14 protein-coding genes are annotated in these 13,507 nt (G+C 60.8%); 9 read left to right on the forward strand and 5 right to left on the reverse strand.

Annotated features, from left to right (window positions below; genetic code table 11):
* Positions 1-33 precede the first annotated feature (33 nt).
* The 4 genes from AC5SEM_RS02815 to AC5SEM_RS02830 form a co-directional block, all read right to left on the reverse strand.
* The gene (locus tag AC5SEM_RS02815) at positions 34-237 is read right to left on the reverse strand and encodes an SEC-C metal-binding domain-containing protein (protein ID WP_034154967.1); all 204 of its coding nucleotides are present in this window, start codon (positions 235-237) and stop codon (positions 34-36) included.
* Positions 234-728, reverse strand: a complete 495-nt coding sequence (locus tag AC5SEM_RS02820; RefSeq protein WP_495472129.1) for an LEA/WHy family protein — start codon at positions 726-728, stop codon at positions 234-236. Before AC5SEM_RS02820 ends, AC5SEM_RS02815 begins: the two co-directional genes overlap by 4 nt.
* Positions 729-839: 111 nt before the next feature.
* Complete coding sequence (locus AC5SEM_RS02825; protein ID WP_123594835.1) at positions 840-1,316, reverse strand: YchJ family protein; 477 nt, start codon at positions 1,314-1,316, stop codon at positions 840-842.
* A gap of 4 nt (positions 1,317-1,320) precedes the next feature.
* Positions 1,321-1,818 carry a DUF6231 family protein gene (locus AC5SEM_RS02830; RefSeq protein WP_137217580.1) on the reverse strand — a complete coding sequence of 166 codons (498 nt, stop codon included), beginning with the start codon at positions 1,816-1,818 and terminating at the stop codon, positions 1,321-1,323.
* A gap of 199 nt (positions 1,819-2,017) precedes the next feature.
* Here AC5SEM_RS02830 and AC5SEM_RS02835 point away from each other — a divergent pair, with 199 nt between their 5' ends.
* From AC5SEM_RS02835 to AC5SEM_RS02850, 4 genes are all read left to right on the forward strand, one after another.
* Positions 2,018-2,713 (forward strand): PA1041 family peptidoglycan-binding anchor lipoprotein, encoded by a 696-nt coding sequence (locus AC5SEM_RS02835; protein ID WP_007918596.1) that lies wholly within the window; start codon positions 2,018-2,020, stop codon positions 2,711-2,713.
* A 91-nt stretch (positions 2,714-2,804) separates the two neighbouring features.
* On the forward strand, positions 2,805-3,527 hold the full coding sequence (locus tag AC5SEM_RS02840) for a PA1041 family peptidoglycan-binding anchor lipoprotein (RefSeq protein WP_495472130.1): 723 nt from the start codon (positions 2,805-2,807) through the stop codon (positions 3,525-3,527).
* Positions 3,528-3,689: 162 nt separating this feature from the next.
* Entirely contained in the window at positions 3,690-3,971 is a 282-nt protein-coding gene (locus tag AC5SEM_RS02845; protein ID WP_077571401.1) for a DUF1145 domain-containing protein, read from the forward strand.
* Complete coding sequence (locus tag AC5SEM_RS02850; protein ID WP_137217581.1) at positions 3,964-4,722, forward strand: collagen-like protein; 759 nt, start codon at positions 3,964-3,966, stop codon at positions 4,720-4,722. Before AC5SEM_RS02845 ends, AC5SEM_RS02850 begins: the two co-directional genes overlap by 8 nt.
* A gap of 235 nt (positions 4,723-4,957) precedes the next feature.
* Here the strand turns inward: AC5SEM_RS02850 and AC5SEM_RS02855 are convergent, their stop codons facing one another.
* Positions 4,958-5,422: a CopD family protein gene (locus AC5SEM_RS02855; protein ID WP_495472131.1), complete on the reverse strand. Its 465-nt coding sequence runs from the start codon at positions 5,420-5,422 to the stop codon at positions 4,958-4,960.
* A 99-nt stretch (positions 5,423-5,521) separates the two neighbouring features.
* Here AC5SEM_RS02855 and dinG point away from each other — a divergent pair, with 99 nt between their 5' ends.
* The 5 genes from dinG (at position 5,522) to pdxH (ending at position 13,506) form a co-directional block, all read left to right on the forward strand.
* Positions 5,522-7,666 carry an ATP-dependent DNA helicase DinG gene (gene dinG, locus AC5SEM_RS02860; protein WP_034154974.1) on the forward strand — a complete coding sequence of 715 codons (2,145 nt, stop codon included), beginning with the start codon at positions 5,522-5,524 and terminating at the stop codon, positions 7,664-7,666.
* Positions 7,667-7,761: 95 nt separating this feature from the next.
* Positions 7,762-10,242 carry a beta-galactosidase gene (locus AC5SEM_RS02865; RefSeq protein WP_495472132.1) on the forward strand — a complete coding sequence of 827 codons (2,481 nt, stop codon included), beginning with the start codon at positions 7,762-7,764 and terminating at the stop codon, positions 10,240-10,242.
* A gap of 232 nt (positions 10,243-10,474) precedes the next feature.
* Positions 10,475-11,620 (forward strand): serine hydrolase domain-containing protein, encoded by a 1,146-nt coding sequence (locus AC5SEM_RS02870; RefSeq protein ID WP_495473441.1) that lies wholly within the window; start codon positions 10,475-10,477, stop codon positions 11,618-11,620.
* A 113-nt stretch (positions 11,621-11,733) separates the two neighbouring features.
* Positions 11,734-12,834: an OmpA family protein gene (locus tag AC5SEM_RS02875; RefSeq protein ID WP_495472133.1), complete on the forward strand. Its 1,101-nt coding sequence runs from the start codon at positions 11,734-11,736 to the stop codon at positions 12,832-12,834.
* A 24-nt stretch (positions 12,835-12,858) separates the two neighbouring features.
* Positions 12,859-13,506, forward strand: coding sequence for a pyridoxamine 5'-phosphate oxidase (gene pdxH, locus AC5SEM_RS02880; protein WP_495472134.1), 648 nt, complete (start codon positions 12,859-12,861; stop codon positions 13,504-13,506).
* The last annotated feature ends 1 nt before the right edge of the window (position 13,507 follow it).

Genomic DNA, 13,507 nt, shown 5'->3' on the forward strand with positions numbered 1-13,507 from the left:
CAGGTCAGGCGAAGAAGTGCTTCGCCCCGGGCATCACGCGCCGTGGCACTTCTTGAATTTCTTGCCGTTGCCGCATGGGCAAGGGTCGTTGCGGCCGACGTCTTTCAGGGCGTTGCGCACCGGTTCCTGGTGGGCGTGGCCGCAGTTCGGGCCGTGAACATGACCGTGGTCATGCTCGTGATGATGGTCATGATCGTGGTTGCAGTCAGGGCCATGGACATGAGGTTGCTGGGTCATCGGTGTTGCTCCGGAATTAAATCGGCGGGGATTATCACGCCATTGCGCTCAAGGTGCACGTAGTGGGCGATGAATAAACCGGTTTCCATTTCACCCTGTAGTCGATAGGGAATCTGCTGGTTCGGATTTTTCAGCATTTTCACCACGTCTTTTACCTTCGGCCACAGGTTGGTGCGGATCGGCACTTTGAAATAGGCGCTGCGCTTGGGCCCGACGGTGAACCAGTGTTCATGCTCGCCTTCGGCCAGCAGCATATCGGCCAGATGAATGCGGTATTCGAGGCCGCGAACGGTCAGGTCGCTGTCGTTGGGGTTATCGATGCGAAAGTGCAGGATGAATTTCTGTTCGAGCAGCTTGGCGCGCACCACTTCGACTTTCACCAGATGCACGGCGGGGTCGACGCTTTCGTCGCTGAGCCACGACGCGCAGCCGCCGAGATTGAGGACCAGCATCAAAAACAGAAAATGTAGTGTGCGACAGCGACCGAGCATGGTTTTACTCCCTTTGCGGGCAGTCTAGCCGCTAAAAGATCGCAGCCTTCGGCAGCTCAGGGGAAATGCAAATCCTGTGTAGGAGCTGCCGCAGGCTGCGATCCCTTGATCTTAAGCGCCGAAATACCCCGCACAGCACTTCTTGAATTTCTGCCCGCTGGCGCACGGGCAGCTGTCATTGCGCCCCAATTTCAATTGCACCGTCGGATCAATGAAGTACCAGCGCCCGGTGTTTTGCACGAACGAAGAGCGTTCGCGGTGACTGTGTTCGCCCTGGCTGTCATGCCAGCGCGCAGTGAAGGTGACAAAGGCGTGTTCCGGCTGACCGCCGAAGACTTCCGAGCTTTCGACATCGAGGCCGAGCCAGGTGCTCTGCGCGCTCCAGTTGCTGATCGACTGGCGATCCAGCCCTGCTTGCTGAGCGGGCAGGGTGGTCGCCACCAGATAATCGATCAGGCCCAGCACATAGGCGCTGTAGCGCGAACGCATCAGGGCCTCAGCGCACGGCGCCGGATGGCCTTCGTGATAATGGCCGCAGCAGGCATCCAGCAGATTGCCGCTGCCGCAAGGGCAAATGGCTGTACTCATTGCATTACCACCAGTATTTCCCGAAGTTTTCCGGATTGGCCCAGAACCGTGAATTGAGCCAGTCGGGGACTTGTTTGTAGTCAAGCAGATCGTAGGTGAACAGAGTCAGTACTTGATCGTCGCGTTGAAAGCGTTCACTGGCTTGCAACGCCAGTGAGTAGAAGTCGGTTTCCTGCCAGCCGCTGGCCGACAGGTCTGCCAGCACAGCGATGCGGCTGGCGTTGAGATTGCGAATCCCGCCCAACAGGTTCAGGCCGTCGCGCTTGGGCAAATGTTCCAGACAATCGACCACCAGCGCCAGATCGAAACGCTGTGCCGCCAGTTCAGCAGGCAGTGCGCCCGGCGCTGCATGCGCGACGACGGTGTCCGGATGCGCCTCTTTGAAGGCATTCAATGCCGGAAACTCGCTGGCGCCGATCAACAGCAAGCGCGCCGGGGCGTAGCGATCCAGTAAAGCGGCCAACGCCTGTTGCGGCGTGCGGGAAGAAATGGCGACGTTCATCGAAGCTCCTCAATCAGACCGCCAAGACTAGCCTGCCTGACGTTGGCGGCAAAGAGCCCTGTTCCGCCAGTTACCGGCGATTGCGCCAAAGTCCTGTGAACACGGTCGCAAACAGGCATGGCCTATTGCTGGCGGAGATTAAAACTCCGGTCTTTACTCCCTGAATCGGTTCTAAGCCGATCCCTCAGGAGAAAACCAGATGAGCATAGTTCGGACAGCATTACCTTTGATTCTGCTAACCAGTGTGTTGACTGGTTGCGCAGGTTTGCAGAAAACCGACTGGCCGACCTGTGCGGCGGTCGGTGGTGTCGTTGGTGCCGGTCTTGGCGCCACCGAAAGTTCGGCATGGGCCGGCTACGGTGCGCTGCTGGTCGGTGGCACGGCAGCGGCCTATTGCTGGGTTCACGGTGATGGCGACGAAGACGGCGATGGCGTGCCGGACAGTCGCGACAAGTGCCCGGGCACGCCTAAAGGCGTACAGGTCGACGCTGACGGTTGCCCTCCACCAGCGCCTGCACCCGTGGTCGAAGAAGCTGTAGTGGTCAAGGAAGAAACCATTGTTATCCGTGATGTGCACTTCCAGTTCGACAAAGCCACGCTGACCGGCCCTGACAAGCAAGTGCTCGACAAGGTCGCCACCCGCCTGAAACAGGAATCCTCGACGGCGCAACTGACCGTGACTGGTCATACCGATAGTGTGGGCAGCGATGCCTACAACAAAAAACTGTCGGATCGTCGCGCGCACTCGGTGGTGGATTACCTGATTCAACAAGGTGTGCCACGCGCCAGCTTCGTTTCGGTGTCCGGTCTGGGTGAAAGCCAGCCAGTGGCCGATAACAAAACGGCGGACGGTCGCGCGCAAAACCGTCGTACCGAAATCAAAATCCAGCGTTAAGCCCCTCTCGCATCCGCGCCTTGTGCAGTCGCGGATGCGGGTCTTTACTCCTGTGTAACCGGTATGGGCCGGTGACACAGGAGCTTTCACAATGACTGTTTTCTCAAGGTCCGTCTTGCCGGTGCTGCTGCTAGGCAGTTTGCTCACCGGTTGCGCCACCCACAGCGATGGCACTGCACCCCTCAATCAACGTACATGGCCGATCTGCAGCGTTATCGGCGGGCTGGTCGGTGGCGGTCTCGGCGCCATTGAAAGTGGCGGCTGGGCCGGTGGCGGCGCAGCGCTGGGGATTCTTACCGGCGGACTGATCTGTTATGCCCAGGACGGCGATGAAGACGGCGACGGCGTGTTCGACCGCCGCGACCGTTGCCCGGACACCCCGGAAAATACCCCGGTCGATCACCGTGGTTGCCCGCTGCCACAGTACCCGGTCACGGAAAAAGTGCCGGAGCCTGCACCGCAAACCGAGGTCATCACCCTCAGCGATGCCGGCAACGTGCTGTTCGATTTCGACAAGTCCGACCTGACCCCGGCGGCCAAAGCCCAGCTCGATACGCTGATGGACAAACTGCGCAATGCTGACGTGGTGAGCATCAAGGTCATCGGTCACACCGACAGCAAAGGGTCGGATGCCTACAACCAGGCATTGTCGGAACGGCGTGCGAGCAGTGTCGCCGCTTATCTGCTGAGCCAGGGCCTGGCGCCGAACAAACTCACCAGTGAAGGTCGCGGTGAAAGTGAGCCGGTTGCCGATAACGCCAGCGATGAAGGGCGCGCGCAGAACCGTCGTGTGGAGTTGCACATCAATCGTTAGGACGCGTCTGTAGGGCGCAGGCTAGAGCTGCCGGGCGACGATCAGCGTCGTTTCGGCAGCCATTTGGCGGACGATCGAAGTTTTTTCATTTATCCCTCTGGCTTATCCCCCGCAGAAGCCGTTACTGTGCGCCCAAAGAATAATTCGCAACACGGGGGGCGTATGAAAGTGTTCTGGGGGCTGGGGCGGTTGTTGACCCTGCTGTTCTGCTGCGTGGTGCTGGCCAATCAACTGGTGCCTTTCGTACATCCGCTGCATCTGCTGGTCAATCTGGCCGGCGGTCTGCTGTTGCTGATCCATGTGTTCGAAGTGCTGCTGTGCAATCGCAGCCTCAAGGGGCGTGAGCACCCTTGGCGTGACCGTGGTCGCATCCTGTTGTTTGGCGTTTTCCACCTGCAAACCATCCCGGCCCCGGCCGCTCCGGAGGCTTCTTCCCATGCGTAAACTCTGCTTGCTCGCTGCATTCATCAGCCCATTGGCCTGTGCTCAAGTGGTCAGTGTCGAAACCAATTCGCTGATGCGTTTGCCCAACACGGCCAGCACGTTGCAGCTGGAAAAACTGGAAGTGGCCGATTACGGCACGTTGCTGATTCCGGCGAACGTGACCGAGTTGAGTGTCGGCGAGTTGCGCCTTGGTCATGAAGCGCGCATTGCAATCGTTCCGGGTGAACAGGCGCTGGACATGAAGGTCGCGCGCGCCGAGCTGAGCGATGGCAGCAAGATCACCGCACGCGGTGCGCCGGGCACTTATGAAAAAGCCGCCCGTGCCGGACGTAATCTGAATCTGCAATTCAAGGCGTTGAATGCGCCGCAACTGTTGGTCGACGCCCGTGGCGGCACCGGCGCACCGGGTTTTGTCGGCCTCGATGGCGGGAATGGTGAGGACCCAGGCTGTACTTATGGCTCGGCCGGGCATGGTTTTGATGGCAGTAACGGCAGCGACGGCCAACCTGGCGCACCGGGTGCGCTGGTGCGCCTTGAAGTACCGCGCGAGTTTCCGGTCGAGCTGATCAAGGTCAATGTCGCTGGCGGTCCTGGAGGCCCGGCGGGCGTTGGCGGTAAAGCAGGGAAGGGCGGCAAGTCCAAGGGCTGCCTGGTGTATCGCGCCGACGGTGGCAAGAACGGCAAGGCCGGGGCTGATGGACAGCCTGGGCCGGTGGGGGCGGCGGGTGCGGTGACTGTGCAGCGCCTGTAAAAGCAGACCCTCATCGGAACGCCGCCCGCCCAGCCCTCCCGAAACGTCGGACCGCCCGTAGGGAGAGGGGGCCGACCGAGATGTCGTGAGTTAAACGTCGACCTGAAAGATCGGGTCGATTATGGATTCAAGGCCGATCTCTCAAGTCGGCGTATCCCTCAAATATCCCCCATTCAGTCCCCTCTCCCTCCGGGAGAGGGCTAGGGTGAGGGGCTTTTGATCTTTACCCCTATATTCAGAACATCGGCCGAGCCGCCGCAATCGCCACCAACACCAACCCGACAATCAGATTAAGCCCCACCACCCGCCGAATCCGCCCCAACACTGCCGCACCCGCCGGCCACTCCTTCGCTTCCACCGCTTTACGCAACTCCGGCAGCATCAACCCCTGAATGCGGATAAACAGCGCCGTCATCACCACATACAAGCCCGTCATCACCTGCACATATTTTGGTGCGGTCTCAAAACCGACCTGTTGCAAATGCAGCATGCCCACACCGCTGATCGGCAACAGGATCACCGCGACCCAGACCCAGCGAAAAAAACCTTGAAACACTTCCACCCACAGGGTCAGTCGAGCAGGACCGTCGAGGGCCTTCACAGCCGCGGGGCGCAGGACCATCCAGGCGAAAAACATGCCGCCGACCCAGACCAGGGCGGACAGCACATGCAGGGGGTAAACGAGGCTAAAAGGTGTCATTGGGGCACTCCGTTCTGCGCGGGATTAATTAGCGGGGTATGATAGCCGCCATCCGAAACCACTGAAAATTTATCCAGCGTTTTTTGCGCCCGAAAATTCATGATCAGCACTGAACTCAAAACCACGATCCAGGGCGCCTACTCGCGTTTTCTAGAGGCCAAGAGCCTCAAGCCGCGTTATGGCCAGCGCCTGATGATCGCTGAAATCGCCAAAGTCCTCGGGGATATCGACACCGACGACGAAGGCCGGCGCAGTGGCGACCCCGCGATTGTCGCGGTGGAAGCCGGCACCGGTACCGGCAAGACAGTGGCCTACAGCATGGCGGCGATCCCCACGGCCAAAGCCGCCGGCAAACGTCTGGTCATCGCCACCGCGACCGTGGCCCTGCAAGAGCAGATCGTCTACAAGGATTTGCCCGACCTGATGCGCAACAGCGGGCTGAATTTCACCTTCGCCTTGGCCAAGGGCCGTGGTCGCTACATGTGCCTGTCCAAGCTCGACATGTTGCTGCAGGAAGGTCACGCGCAGACCGCCACCGCCCAGCTGTTCGAAGAAGAAGGCTTCAAGATCGAGGTCGATGAGGCCAGTCAGAAGCTGTTCACCAGCATGATCGAAAAGCTTGCCGGCAATAAATGGGACGGCGACCGCGACAGTTGGCCCAATGCGCTGGAAGACGCCGACTGGGCGCGCCTGACCACCGATCACAGCCAGTGCACCAATCGTCATTGCCCGAACTTCGGCCAGTGCGCCTTCTACAAGGCCCGCGAAGGCATGGGCAAGGTCGACGTGATCGTCACCAACCACGATATGGTCCTGGCTGATCTGGCGCTGGGCGGCGGTGCGGTGCTTCCAGATCCGCGCGATACCATTTACGTGTTCGACGAAGGTCACCACCTGCCGGACAAGGCCATCGGCCACTTCGCTCACTACACGCGCCTGCGTTCTACGGCCGACTGGCTGGAAACCACTGCGAAAAACCTGACCAAGCTGCTGGCCCAGCACCCGCTGCCGGGCGACCTCGGCAAATTGATCGAACAAGTGCCGGAGCTGGCGCGGGAGATCAAAGCCCAGCAGCAGTTCATGTTCAGCGCCTGTGAGCAGGTCGCCGATTTCAAACCCGGCGAAGACGTCGAGGGCCGTGAGCGTCCGCGCCATCGTTTCGTCGCCGGGGTGATTCCCGAGCACATGCGCGAAATGGGCATCGAGCTGAAAAAAGGCTTTTCGCGCCTCAACGATCTGTTCACGCGCCTGACCGACCTGCTCAAGGAAGGCATGGACGGCGAGGTCAACATCGGCATCGCCAGCAATCAGGCCGAAGAGTGGTATCCGCTGTTCGGCAGCCTGTTGTCCCGCGCTTCGGGCAACTGGGAACTGTGGACGGCGTTCACCGCCGAAGACCCGGAAGACAGCCCGCCGATGGCGCGCTGGCTGACATTGGCCGAAAGCGGCTCGCTGTTCGACATTGAGGTTAACGCCAGCCCGATTCTGGCGGCGGAAACCTTGCGCCGCAGTCTGTGGAATGTCGCTTACGGTTGCCTCGTAACGTCGGCGACGCTGACCGCGCTGGGCACCTTCGACCGCTTCCGCATGCGCGCCGGTCTGCCGAAGAAAGCCGTCACCGCGGTGGTGCCGAGCCCGTTCCATCACGCTGATGCCGGTGTGTTGCGGGTGCCGGATCTGAAGGCCGATCCACGCGATGCTGCCGCCCACACGGCAGCGATCATCCGTGAGCTGCCGGATCTGGTTGAGGGCTCGCGCGGCACGCTGGTGCTGTTCTCTTCGCGCAAACAGATGCAGGACGTGTTCGACGGCCTCGACCGCGACTGGCGCAAGCAAGTGTTCATTCAAGGCAATCTGTCGAAACAGGAAACCCTGAACAAGCACAAGGCGCGAGTCGATGGCGGTGATTCCAGTGTGCTGTTCGGTCTCGCCAGTTTTGCCGAAGGCGTCGACTTGCCGGGTGCCTACTGCGAACACGTGGTGATTGCCAAGATCCCGTTCTCGGTGCCGGATGATCCGGTCGAAGCGGCGTTGTCGGAGTGGATCGAAGCCCGGGGCGGCAATCCGTTCATGGAAATCTCTGTGCCCGATGCCTCGCTGAAGCTGGTTCAGGCTTGCGGGCGTCTGCTGCGTACCGAAGAAGACCGCGGCACCATCACTTTGCTGGATCGGCGCCTGGTCACCCAGCGCTACGGCAAGGCGATCCTCAATGCGTTGCCACCTTTCCGTCGTGAAATATCCTGAGACAACGGTGGGCAGTTTTGCCCGCCGTGTTGTCTATCTCTCTGCTATTGCTTTTCCATTGGCCATTGTTGGTCGTTAGGGAGAACTCCGTTCTTATGATCCGCCGTTCGTTGCCTGCCGTATTCGCTTTGATCTTCGCCACGCCGCTGTTCGCGGCGCCTGCGGGTCAGCAGACCCTGTTCAACTTTGTCCGTCCTGCCGACGTGGTGAAAATCGCCACCGAAAACGCGGATCTGCCGCAAGCCAACGCCGAGCAAACGCCTGAAGGCGAAGTGCTGCGCCGGGTGACGTTCAATCCGGTGGCTCGCCCGACCTTGCGTCTTACGCCACAAACCGGCGCGTGGGACTGGTCGCAGTCGGGCATGATGACCCTGCGATTGCAGAGCGCAATGGACTGGGCGGTGACGGTCTATGTGCAAATCCAGAGCAACGACGGTCGCACACTGGTCAGCCGCGTCGACCTGCCGGCAGGCCCGGCGCAGACGTTGCTGGTACCGCTGGTGGCGTCCGCACCGCTTGGTCAAGGTATGAAGGCCGGGCCGCCGATGCCGATGACAGTCGATGGTCAGCGGATCCTGTTGGCCAGCAGCAGCGGCGAGATCGATCGCAGCCAAGTGGTTTCGGTGAGCCTGTCGATGGATCAGCCGAAAGTTGCCCAGAGCCTGCTGCTCGAACGCTTTGGCGTGCAGGACGGCGATTCGGTCACCCAGGCGGTGTACGGCAATCTGGTCGACGCTTACGGGCAATCGACCCGCAGCAAGTGGCCGGAAAAAATCAGTAATGACGAACAACTGAAATCCGCCGCCGCCAAGGAACAGCAACAGCTGAAAACCTGGCTGGCCGAGCGTGAGAAGTCCTCGCTGGACAAGTTCGGTGGCTGGAACAAAGGCCCGGCCTTCAAGGCCAGCGGTTTCTTCCGCACCGAAAAGCGTGATGGCCGCTGGTATCTGGTCACGCCTGAAGGTCATCCGTTTTATTCTTTAGGCGTGAACACCGTCAGCCCCCAGGTCAACCAGACCTACGTGGCCGGTCGTGAGTACATGTTTGAATCCCTGCCTAAGTCTGATGAACCCTTGGCCAGACACTTTGGCGAAGGCGACAACCGTGGTGGCAACGGTGTCGATCAGGGCCGGGGTTACGGCAACGGGCGCTGGTACGACTTCTACGGCGCCAACCTGCAGCGCGTGTACGGTGAACCGTGCAAAGCCGACAGTGAGAGCAAGTCCGGAGTCGCCGAAGCGGCCAAGTCTGCCGCCGCTGAAACGGCCGCAGTGAAAGCCGCAGAGCCTGTCTCTGTACCTGCGGAACCGAAGTCCGGTGTCGCTGAAGCAGCCAAGACTGAAACCGTACAAGCAACGACAGAAAAAGCTGCCGAGCCGTGCACGGCCACTGTCGATGAGCAACAGTGGGCCAGCCACACGCTTGATCGCTTGCAAGCCTGGGGCTTCAACACGGTCGGCAACTGGAGTGCCGATTCGCTAAGTGATGCCGAGCGCGTGCCGTACACTTTGCCGCTGTCGATCGTCGGTGACTACACCAGCATCAGCACCGGCAGCGACTGGTGGGGCGGTATGCCGGATCCGTTTGATCCGCGTTTCGCCATGGCCACCGAGCGCGCCGTCGCCATCGCCGCCCGCGATCACCGCGACGATCCGTGGCTGATCGGCTACTACGCTGACAACGAACTGGCGTGGGCCGGTCCCGGCGATGATCCGAAATCCCGCTATGCGCTGGCCTATGGCACCTTGAAGATGACCACCGACGTACCGGCCAAACGTGCGTTCCTCAAACAATTGCGCGACAAGTACCGCAATCAGGCGGGGCTGTCGAAAGCATGGGGCATCGATCTGCCAGCGTGGGAGTTGATGGAGGATCCGGGTTTCGTGCCACCGCTGCCGAATCCCGAGCATCCGGAAATCGAGGCTGACTTCAAATATTTCCAGAAAGTCTTCGCCGACACTTACTTCAAAACCATCTCCGACTCGCTGAAATGGCATGCGCCGAACCAGTTGCTGCTTGGCGGCCGTTTCGCCATCAGTACTCCGGAAGCCGTGGCGTCCTGCGCGCAGTATTGCGATGTGCTGAGCTTCAACATGTACACGCTGAAACCGCAGGACGGCTATGACTTTGCCGCGCTGAGCGCTTTGGACAAACCGGTACTGATCACCGAGTTCAACTTCGGCTCGGCCGATCGCGGCCCGTTCTGGGGCGGCGTGACGCCATTGGCCAAGGAAGAAGATCGCGGCCCGGCGTATGCCAATTTCCTCAAACAGGCCTTGAACGAACCGTCGATTGTCGGCGTGCATTGGTTCCAGTATCTGGATCAACCGGTGACCGGGCGTCTGCTCGATGGCGAGAATGGTCACTTTGGTCTGGTGGGCGTGACGGATTTGCCATATCAGGGTTTTGTCGAATCGGTGCGCAAGAGCAATTTGCAGGCGATTGATCAGCTTGGCAAAGAGGCCGAGAAAGCGGCCGCCGCAGCGGGGCATGAGGCTGAAGGCGGGCGCAAAGGCGAGGCCGGTAAAGGGCCGGGGGCAGGGCATGCCGGTGGTCATTCGGGGAATGGTCACTGAGTCCTGAGGCACCGCGTCATCGTTCTTCGTCGGAACGCCGCCCGGAGCAGGCTCCCACAGGAGATCTTTAGTGATACAGAGATCCAGTGTGGGAGCGAGCCTGCTCGCGAAGGCGTCAGCCGCCTCAGCGAAATTTCTGAAATAACCGTCCGGCCCGCAGCTGTTCCCAAATCCCTCAAGGGCTGGAACAATGCGGGCCACTTTGTTGAGCGTTTTCGCGGGGGAGTTGCGGGTGCAGATTCAGGGACATTACGAGCTTCAATTCGAAGCGGTGCGCGAAGCTTTCGCCGCACTGTTCGACGATCCCCAGGAACGCGGCGCAGCCCTGTGCATCAAGGTCGGCGGAGAAACCGTCCTCGACCTCTGGTCCGGTACTGCCGACAAGGATGGCGCCGAGGCCTGGCACAGCGACACCATCGCCAATCTGTTCTCCTGCACCAAAACCTTTACCGCCGTCACCGCCCTGCAACTGGTCGGTGAAGGCAAGCTGCAACTGGATGTTCCGGTTGCGCGCTACTGGCCGGAATTCGCCGCCGCCGGCAAAGAATCCGTGACCCTGCGCCAATTGCTCTGCCACCAGGCCGGTCTGCCGGCACTGCGCGAGCTGCTGGCGCCGGAAGCACTTTACGAATGGCAAACCATGGTCGATGCCCTTGCGGCCGAAGCACCATGGTGGACACCGGGTACTGGCCATGGTTATGCCGCGATCACTTACGGCTGGCTGATCGGCGAATTGCTGCGCCGTGCCGACGGTCGCGGGCCGGGCGAATCCATCGTCGCCCGTGTCGCCAAACCTTTGGGTCTGGATTTTCACGTCGGTCTGGCTGACGAAGAATTCCACCGCGTGGCGCACATCGCGCGCGGCAAGGGCAACGCCGGCGATGCCGCCGCGCAACGCCTGCTGCAAGTGACCATGCGCGAGCCCACCGCCATGACCACCCGCGCTTTTACCAACCCACCTTCAGTGCTCACCAGCACCAACAAACCTGAGTGGCGGCGCATGCAGCAACCGGCGGCCAACGGCCACGGCAATGCGCGCAGTCTGGCCGGTTTCTACGCGGGCCTGCTCGACGGCAGTCTGCTCGAAAGCGACATGCTTGAAGAGCTGACCCGCGAACACAGCCTCGGCGAAGACAAGACTTTGCTGACCCGGACTCGTTTTGGCCTCGGCTGCATGCTTGATCAGCCGGACGTGCCCAACGCCACTTATGGCCTCGGCCCCAAGGCGTTTGGTCATCCGGGCGCGGGCGGTTCCATCGGTTTCGCTGATCCTGAGCATGATGTCGCGTTTGGTTTTGTGACAAATACCCTTGGGCCATACGTCTTGATGGATCCGCGCGCGCAGAAGCTCGCGCGGGTACTTGCCACTTGTCTGTAAAGTTGCATCCGAGGTCCCAGGGTCGGAACCTCAAGCGGTTTTTCGTTTCAAAACGGCTGTTTATCCGGGCGAAAGTGCTCTGATTTTTCATTACTTCATTTTGTGGATTTTCAATGTCATCTAAAAAGACCCTCGCCCTGGCCCTGTGTGTAGCGATCACCGGTTGTGCACAGACCCCGAAAAACGATGCGGACGGCGGCAGTTGGTGGCCGTTCGGCTCTTCCGACAAAGTGGCGGCCAAGGAGCCGGCTCCGGCGCCTTTGAAGCCAGCGGCGACTGCACCGGTTGCCAAAAACGAAAGCAGCAACCCTTGGTACTGGCCGTTCGGTTCCGATGATGAAGCCGCCAAGGCTGACATGAAGGCAGAAGTAGCGCCTGAAGCCAAGAAACCGGTCGCCGTGGCCAAGGCTGATGCCGACACCGGCAGCAAATGGTGGTGGCCGTTCGGCGGCAAGGATCAACCCACCACCAAAGCCGTGCCGATGCCGGATCCGAAAGTCACCCAGGCCTGGCTCGACGACTACGAGCCGCGTCTGCGTGAAGCGGTCAAGGACAGCAATCTGCAACTCGAACGCCGTGAAAACGTGCTGGTCGTGACTGCACCGGTCGAAGGCTCGTTCAACCCGGATCGTCCAGCCATGCTGCTGCCGGTCACCCTCGGCCCGTTCACCCGTGTGGCGAAAATCCTTGAAGCCGACCCGAAAACTGCCGTGCTGGTCCTTGGCCATAGCGATTCCAGTGGTGCCGCGCCTGCCAATATCAAACTGAGCCAGGAGCGTGCCCAGGCCATCGCCGCAATCTTCCGTCTCAGTGGCTTGCAGCGTGATCGCCTGATGCTGCGTGGCATGGGTTCCGAAGCGCCGCGTGCGGCCAACGACAGTGTTGAAGGTCGTGCCCTGAACCGTCGTGTCGAACTGCTGGTGACGCCGCAAAACACCATGGTTGCCCTGCTGAGCAAGTACAACATGCCGGCGCCGAAGCCAGTGACCATGGTCGCCGCGCAAGACGTCAAGCCTGCCGCCAAGCCGGTCACCCCGGCCCCTGCCGCGAAAAAAGCCGCTGTTCCGGCAACCAAAAAGGCTCCGGTGAAAAAAGCGGCTGCCAAGGCACCGGCCAAAAAAGCCCCGGCCAAGGCCCCAGCGAAAAAGACTGCTCCCGCCAAAGCCGCCGCGACCGACAAGAAAGTCGCCGCGACCGATGCCGACAAGAAGTGATCCGCTAACGAAAAGGAATGCGCCATGACCCAGGCTCTGGCAGATATGCGTCGTGATTACACCCGGGATGGTCTGACCGAGGCGCAAGCCCCGGCCGAGCCGTTTGCGTTGTTCCACCAGTGGTTCGCCGACGCGGTGAAAACCGAACAGGCGCCGGTGGAAGCCAACGCCATGACCCTGGCCACGGTCGACAAGGATGGGCGACCGCACTGTCGCATTCTGCTGCTCAAGGGCCTGGACGAGCAGGGTTTCACCTTCTTCACCAACTACGATAGCGCCAAGGGTCAGCATCTGGCGGCCAACCCGTTCGCCGCCATGACTTTCTTCTGGCCAACCCTCGAACGCCAAGTGCGCATCGAAGGGCGGGTGGTGAAGGTCACGTCCGCGGAGTCGGATGCGTATTATCAGGTGCGGCCACTGGGCAGCCGTCTCGGTGCCTGGGCATCACCGCAGAGCCGGGTGATCAACGGGCGCGCTGAACTGGAAGATTTGCTCAAGGCTACCGAGCAGCGCTTCTCCGATACTCAGCCCGACTGCCCGCAACACTGGGGCGGTTACCGCTTGCTACCGGAGCGCATCGAATTCTGGCAGGGCCGTCCGAGCCGTCTGCACGATCGCCTCAACTACCGTGTGCAGGGCGCCGACTGGATTCTTGAACGTCTGGCACCCTGAG

Source organism: Pseudomonas sp. CH61 (assembly GCF_059429415.1).

What these genes read in the sequence shown, in the direction of transcription:
- AC5SEM_RS02815 (WP_034154967.1), bottom strand. Translation starts at nt 237, where the DNA reads ATGACCCAGCAACCTCATGTCCATGGCCCTGACTGCAACCACGATCAT.
- AC5SEM_RS02820 (WP_495472129.1), bottom strand. Translation starts at nt 728, where the DNA reads ATGCTCGGTCGCTGTCGCACACTACATTTTCTGTTTTTGATGCTGGTC.
- AC5SEM_RS02825 (WP_123594835.1), bottom strand. Translation starts at nt 1,316, where the DNA reads ATGAGTACAGCCATTTGCCCTTGCGGCAGCGGCAATCTGCTGGATGCC.
- AC5SEM_RS02830 (WP_137217580.1), bottom strand. Translation starts at nt 1,818, where the DNA reads ATGAACGTCGCCATTTCTTCCCGCACGCCGCAACAGGCGTTGGCCGCT.
- AC5SEM_RS02835 (WP_007918596.1), top strand. Translation starts at nt 2,018, where the DNA reads ATGAGCATAGTTCGGACAGCATTACCTTTGATTCTGCTAACCAGTGTG.
- AC5SEM_RS02840 (WP_495472130.1), top strand. Translation starts at nt 2,805, where the DNA reads ATGACTGTTTTCTCAAGGTCCGTCTTGCCGGTGCTGCTGCTAGGCAGT.
- AC5SEM_RS02845 (WP_077571401.1), top strand. Translation starts at nt 3,690, where the DNA reads ATGAAAGTGTTCTGGGGGCTGGGGCGGTTGTTGACCCTGCTGTTCTGC.
- AC5SEM_RS02850 (WP_137217581.1), top strand. Translation starts at nt 3,964, where the DNA reads ATGCGTAAACTCTGCTTGCTCGCTGCATTCATCAGCCCATTGGCCTGT.
- AC5SEM_RS02855 (WP_495472131.1), bottom strand. Translation starts at nt 5,422, where the DNA reads ATGACACCTTTTAGCCTCGTTTACCCCCTGCATGTGCTGTCCGCCCTG.
- dinG (WP_034154974.1), top strand. Translation starts at nt 5,522, where the DNA reads ATGATCAGCACTGAACTCAAAACCACGATCCAGGGCGCCTACTCGCGT.
- AC5SEM_RS02865 (WP_495472132.1), top strand. Translation starts at nt 7,762, where the DNA reads ATGATCCGCCGTTCGTTGCCTGCCGTATTCGCTTTGATCTTCGCCACG.
- AC5SEM_RS02875 (WP_495472133.1), top strand. Translation starts at nt 11,734, where the DNA reads ATGTCATCTAAAAAGACCCTCGCCCTGGCCCTGTGTGTAGCGATCACC.
- pdxH (WP_495472134.1), top strand. Translation starts at nt 12,859, where the DNA reads ATGACCCAGGCTCTGGCAGATATGCGTCGTGATTACACCCGGGATGGT.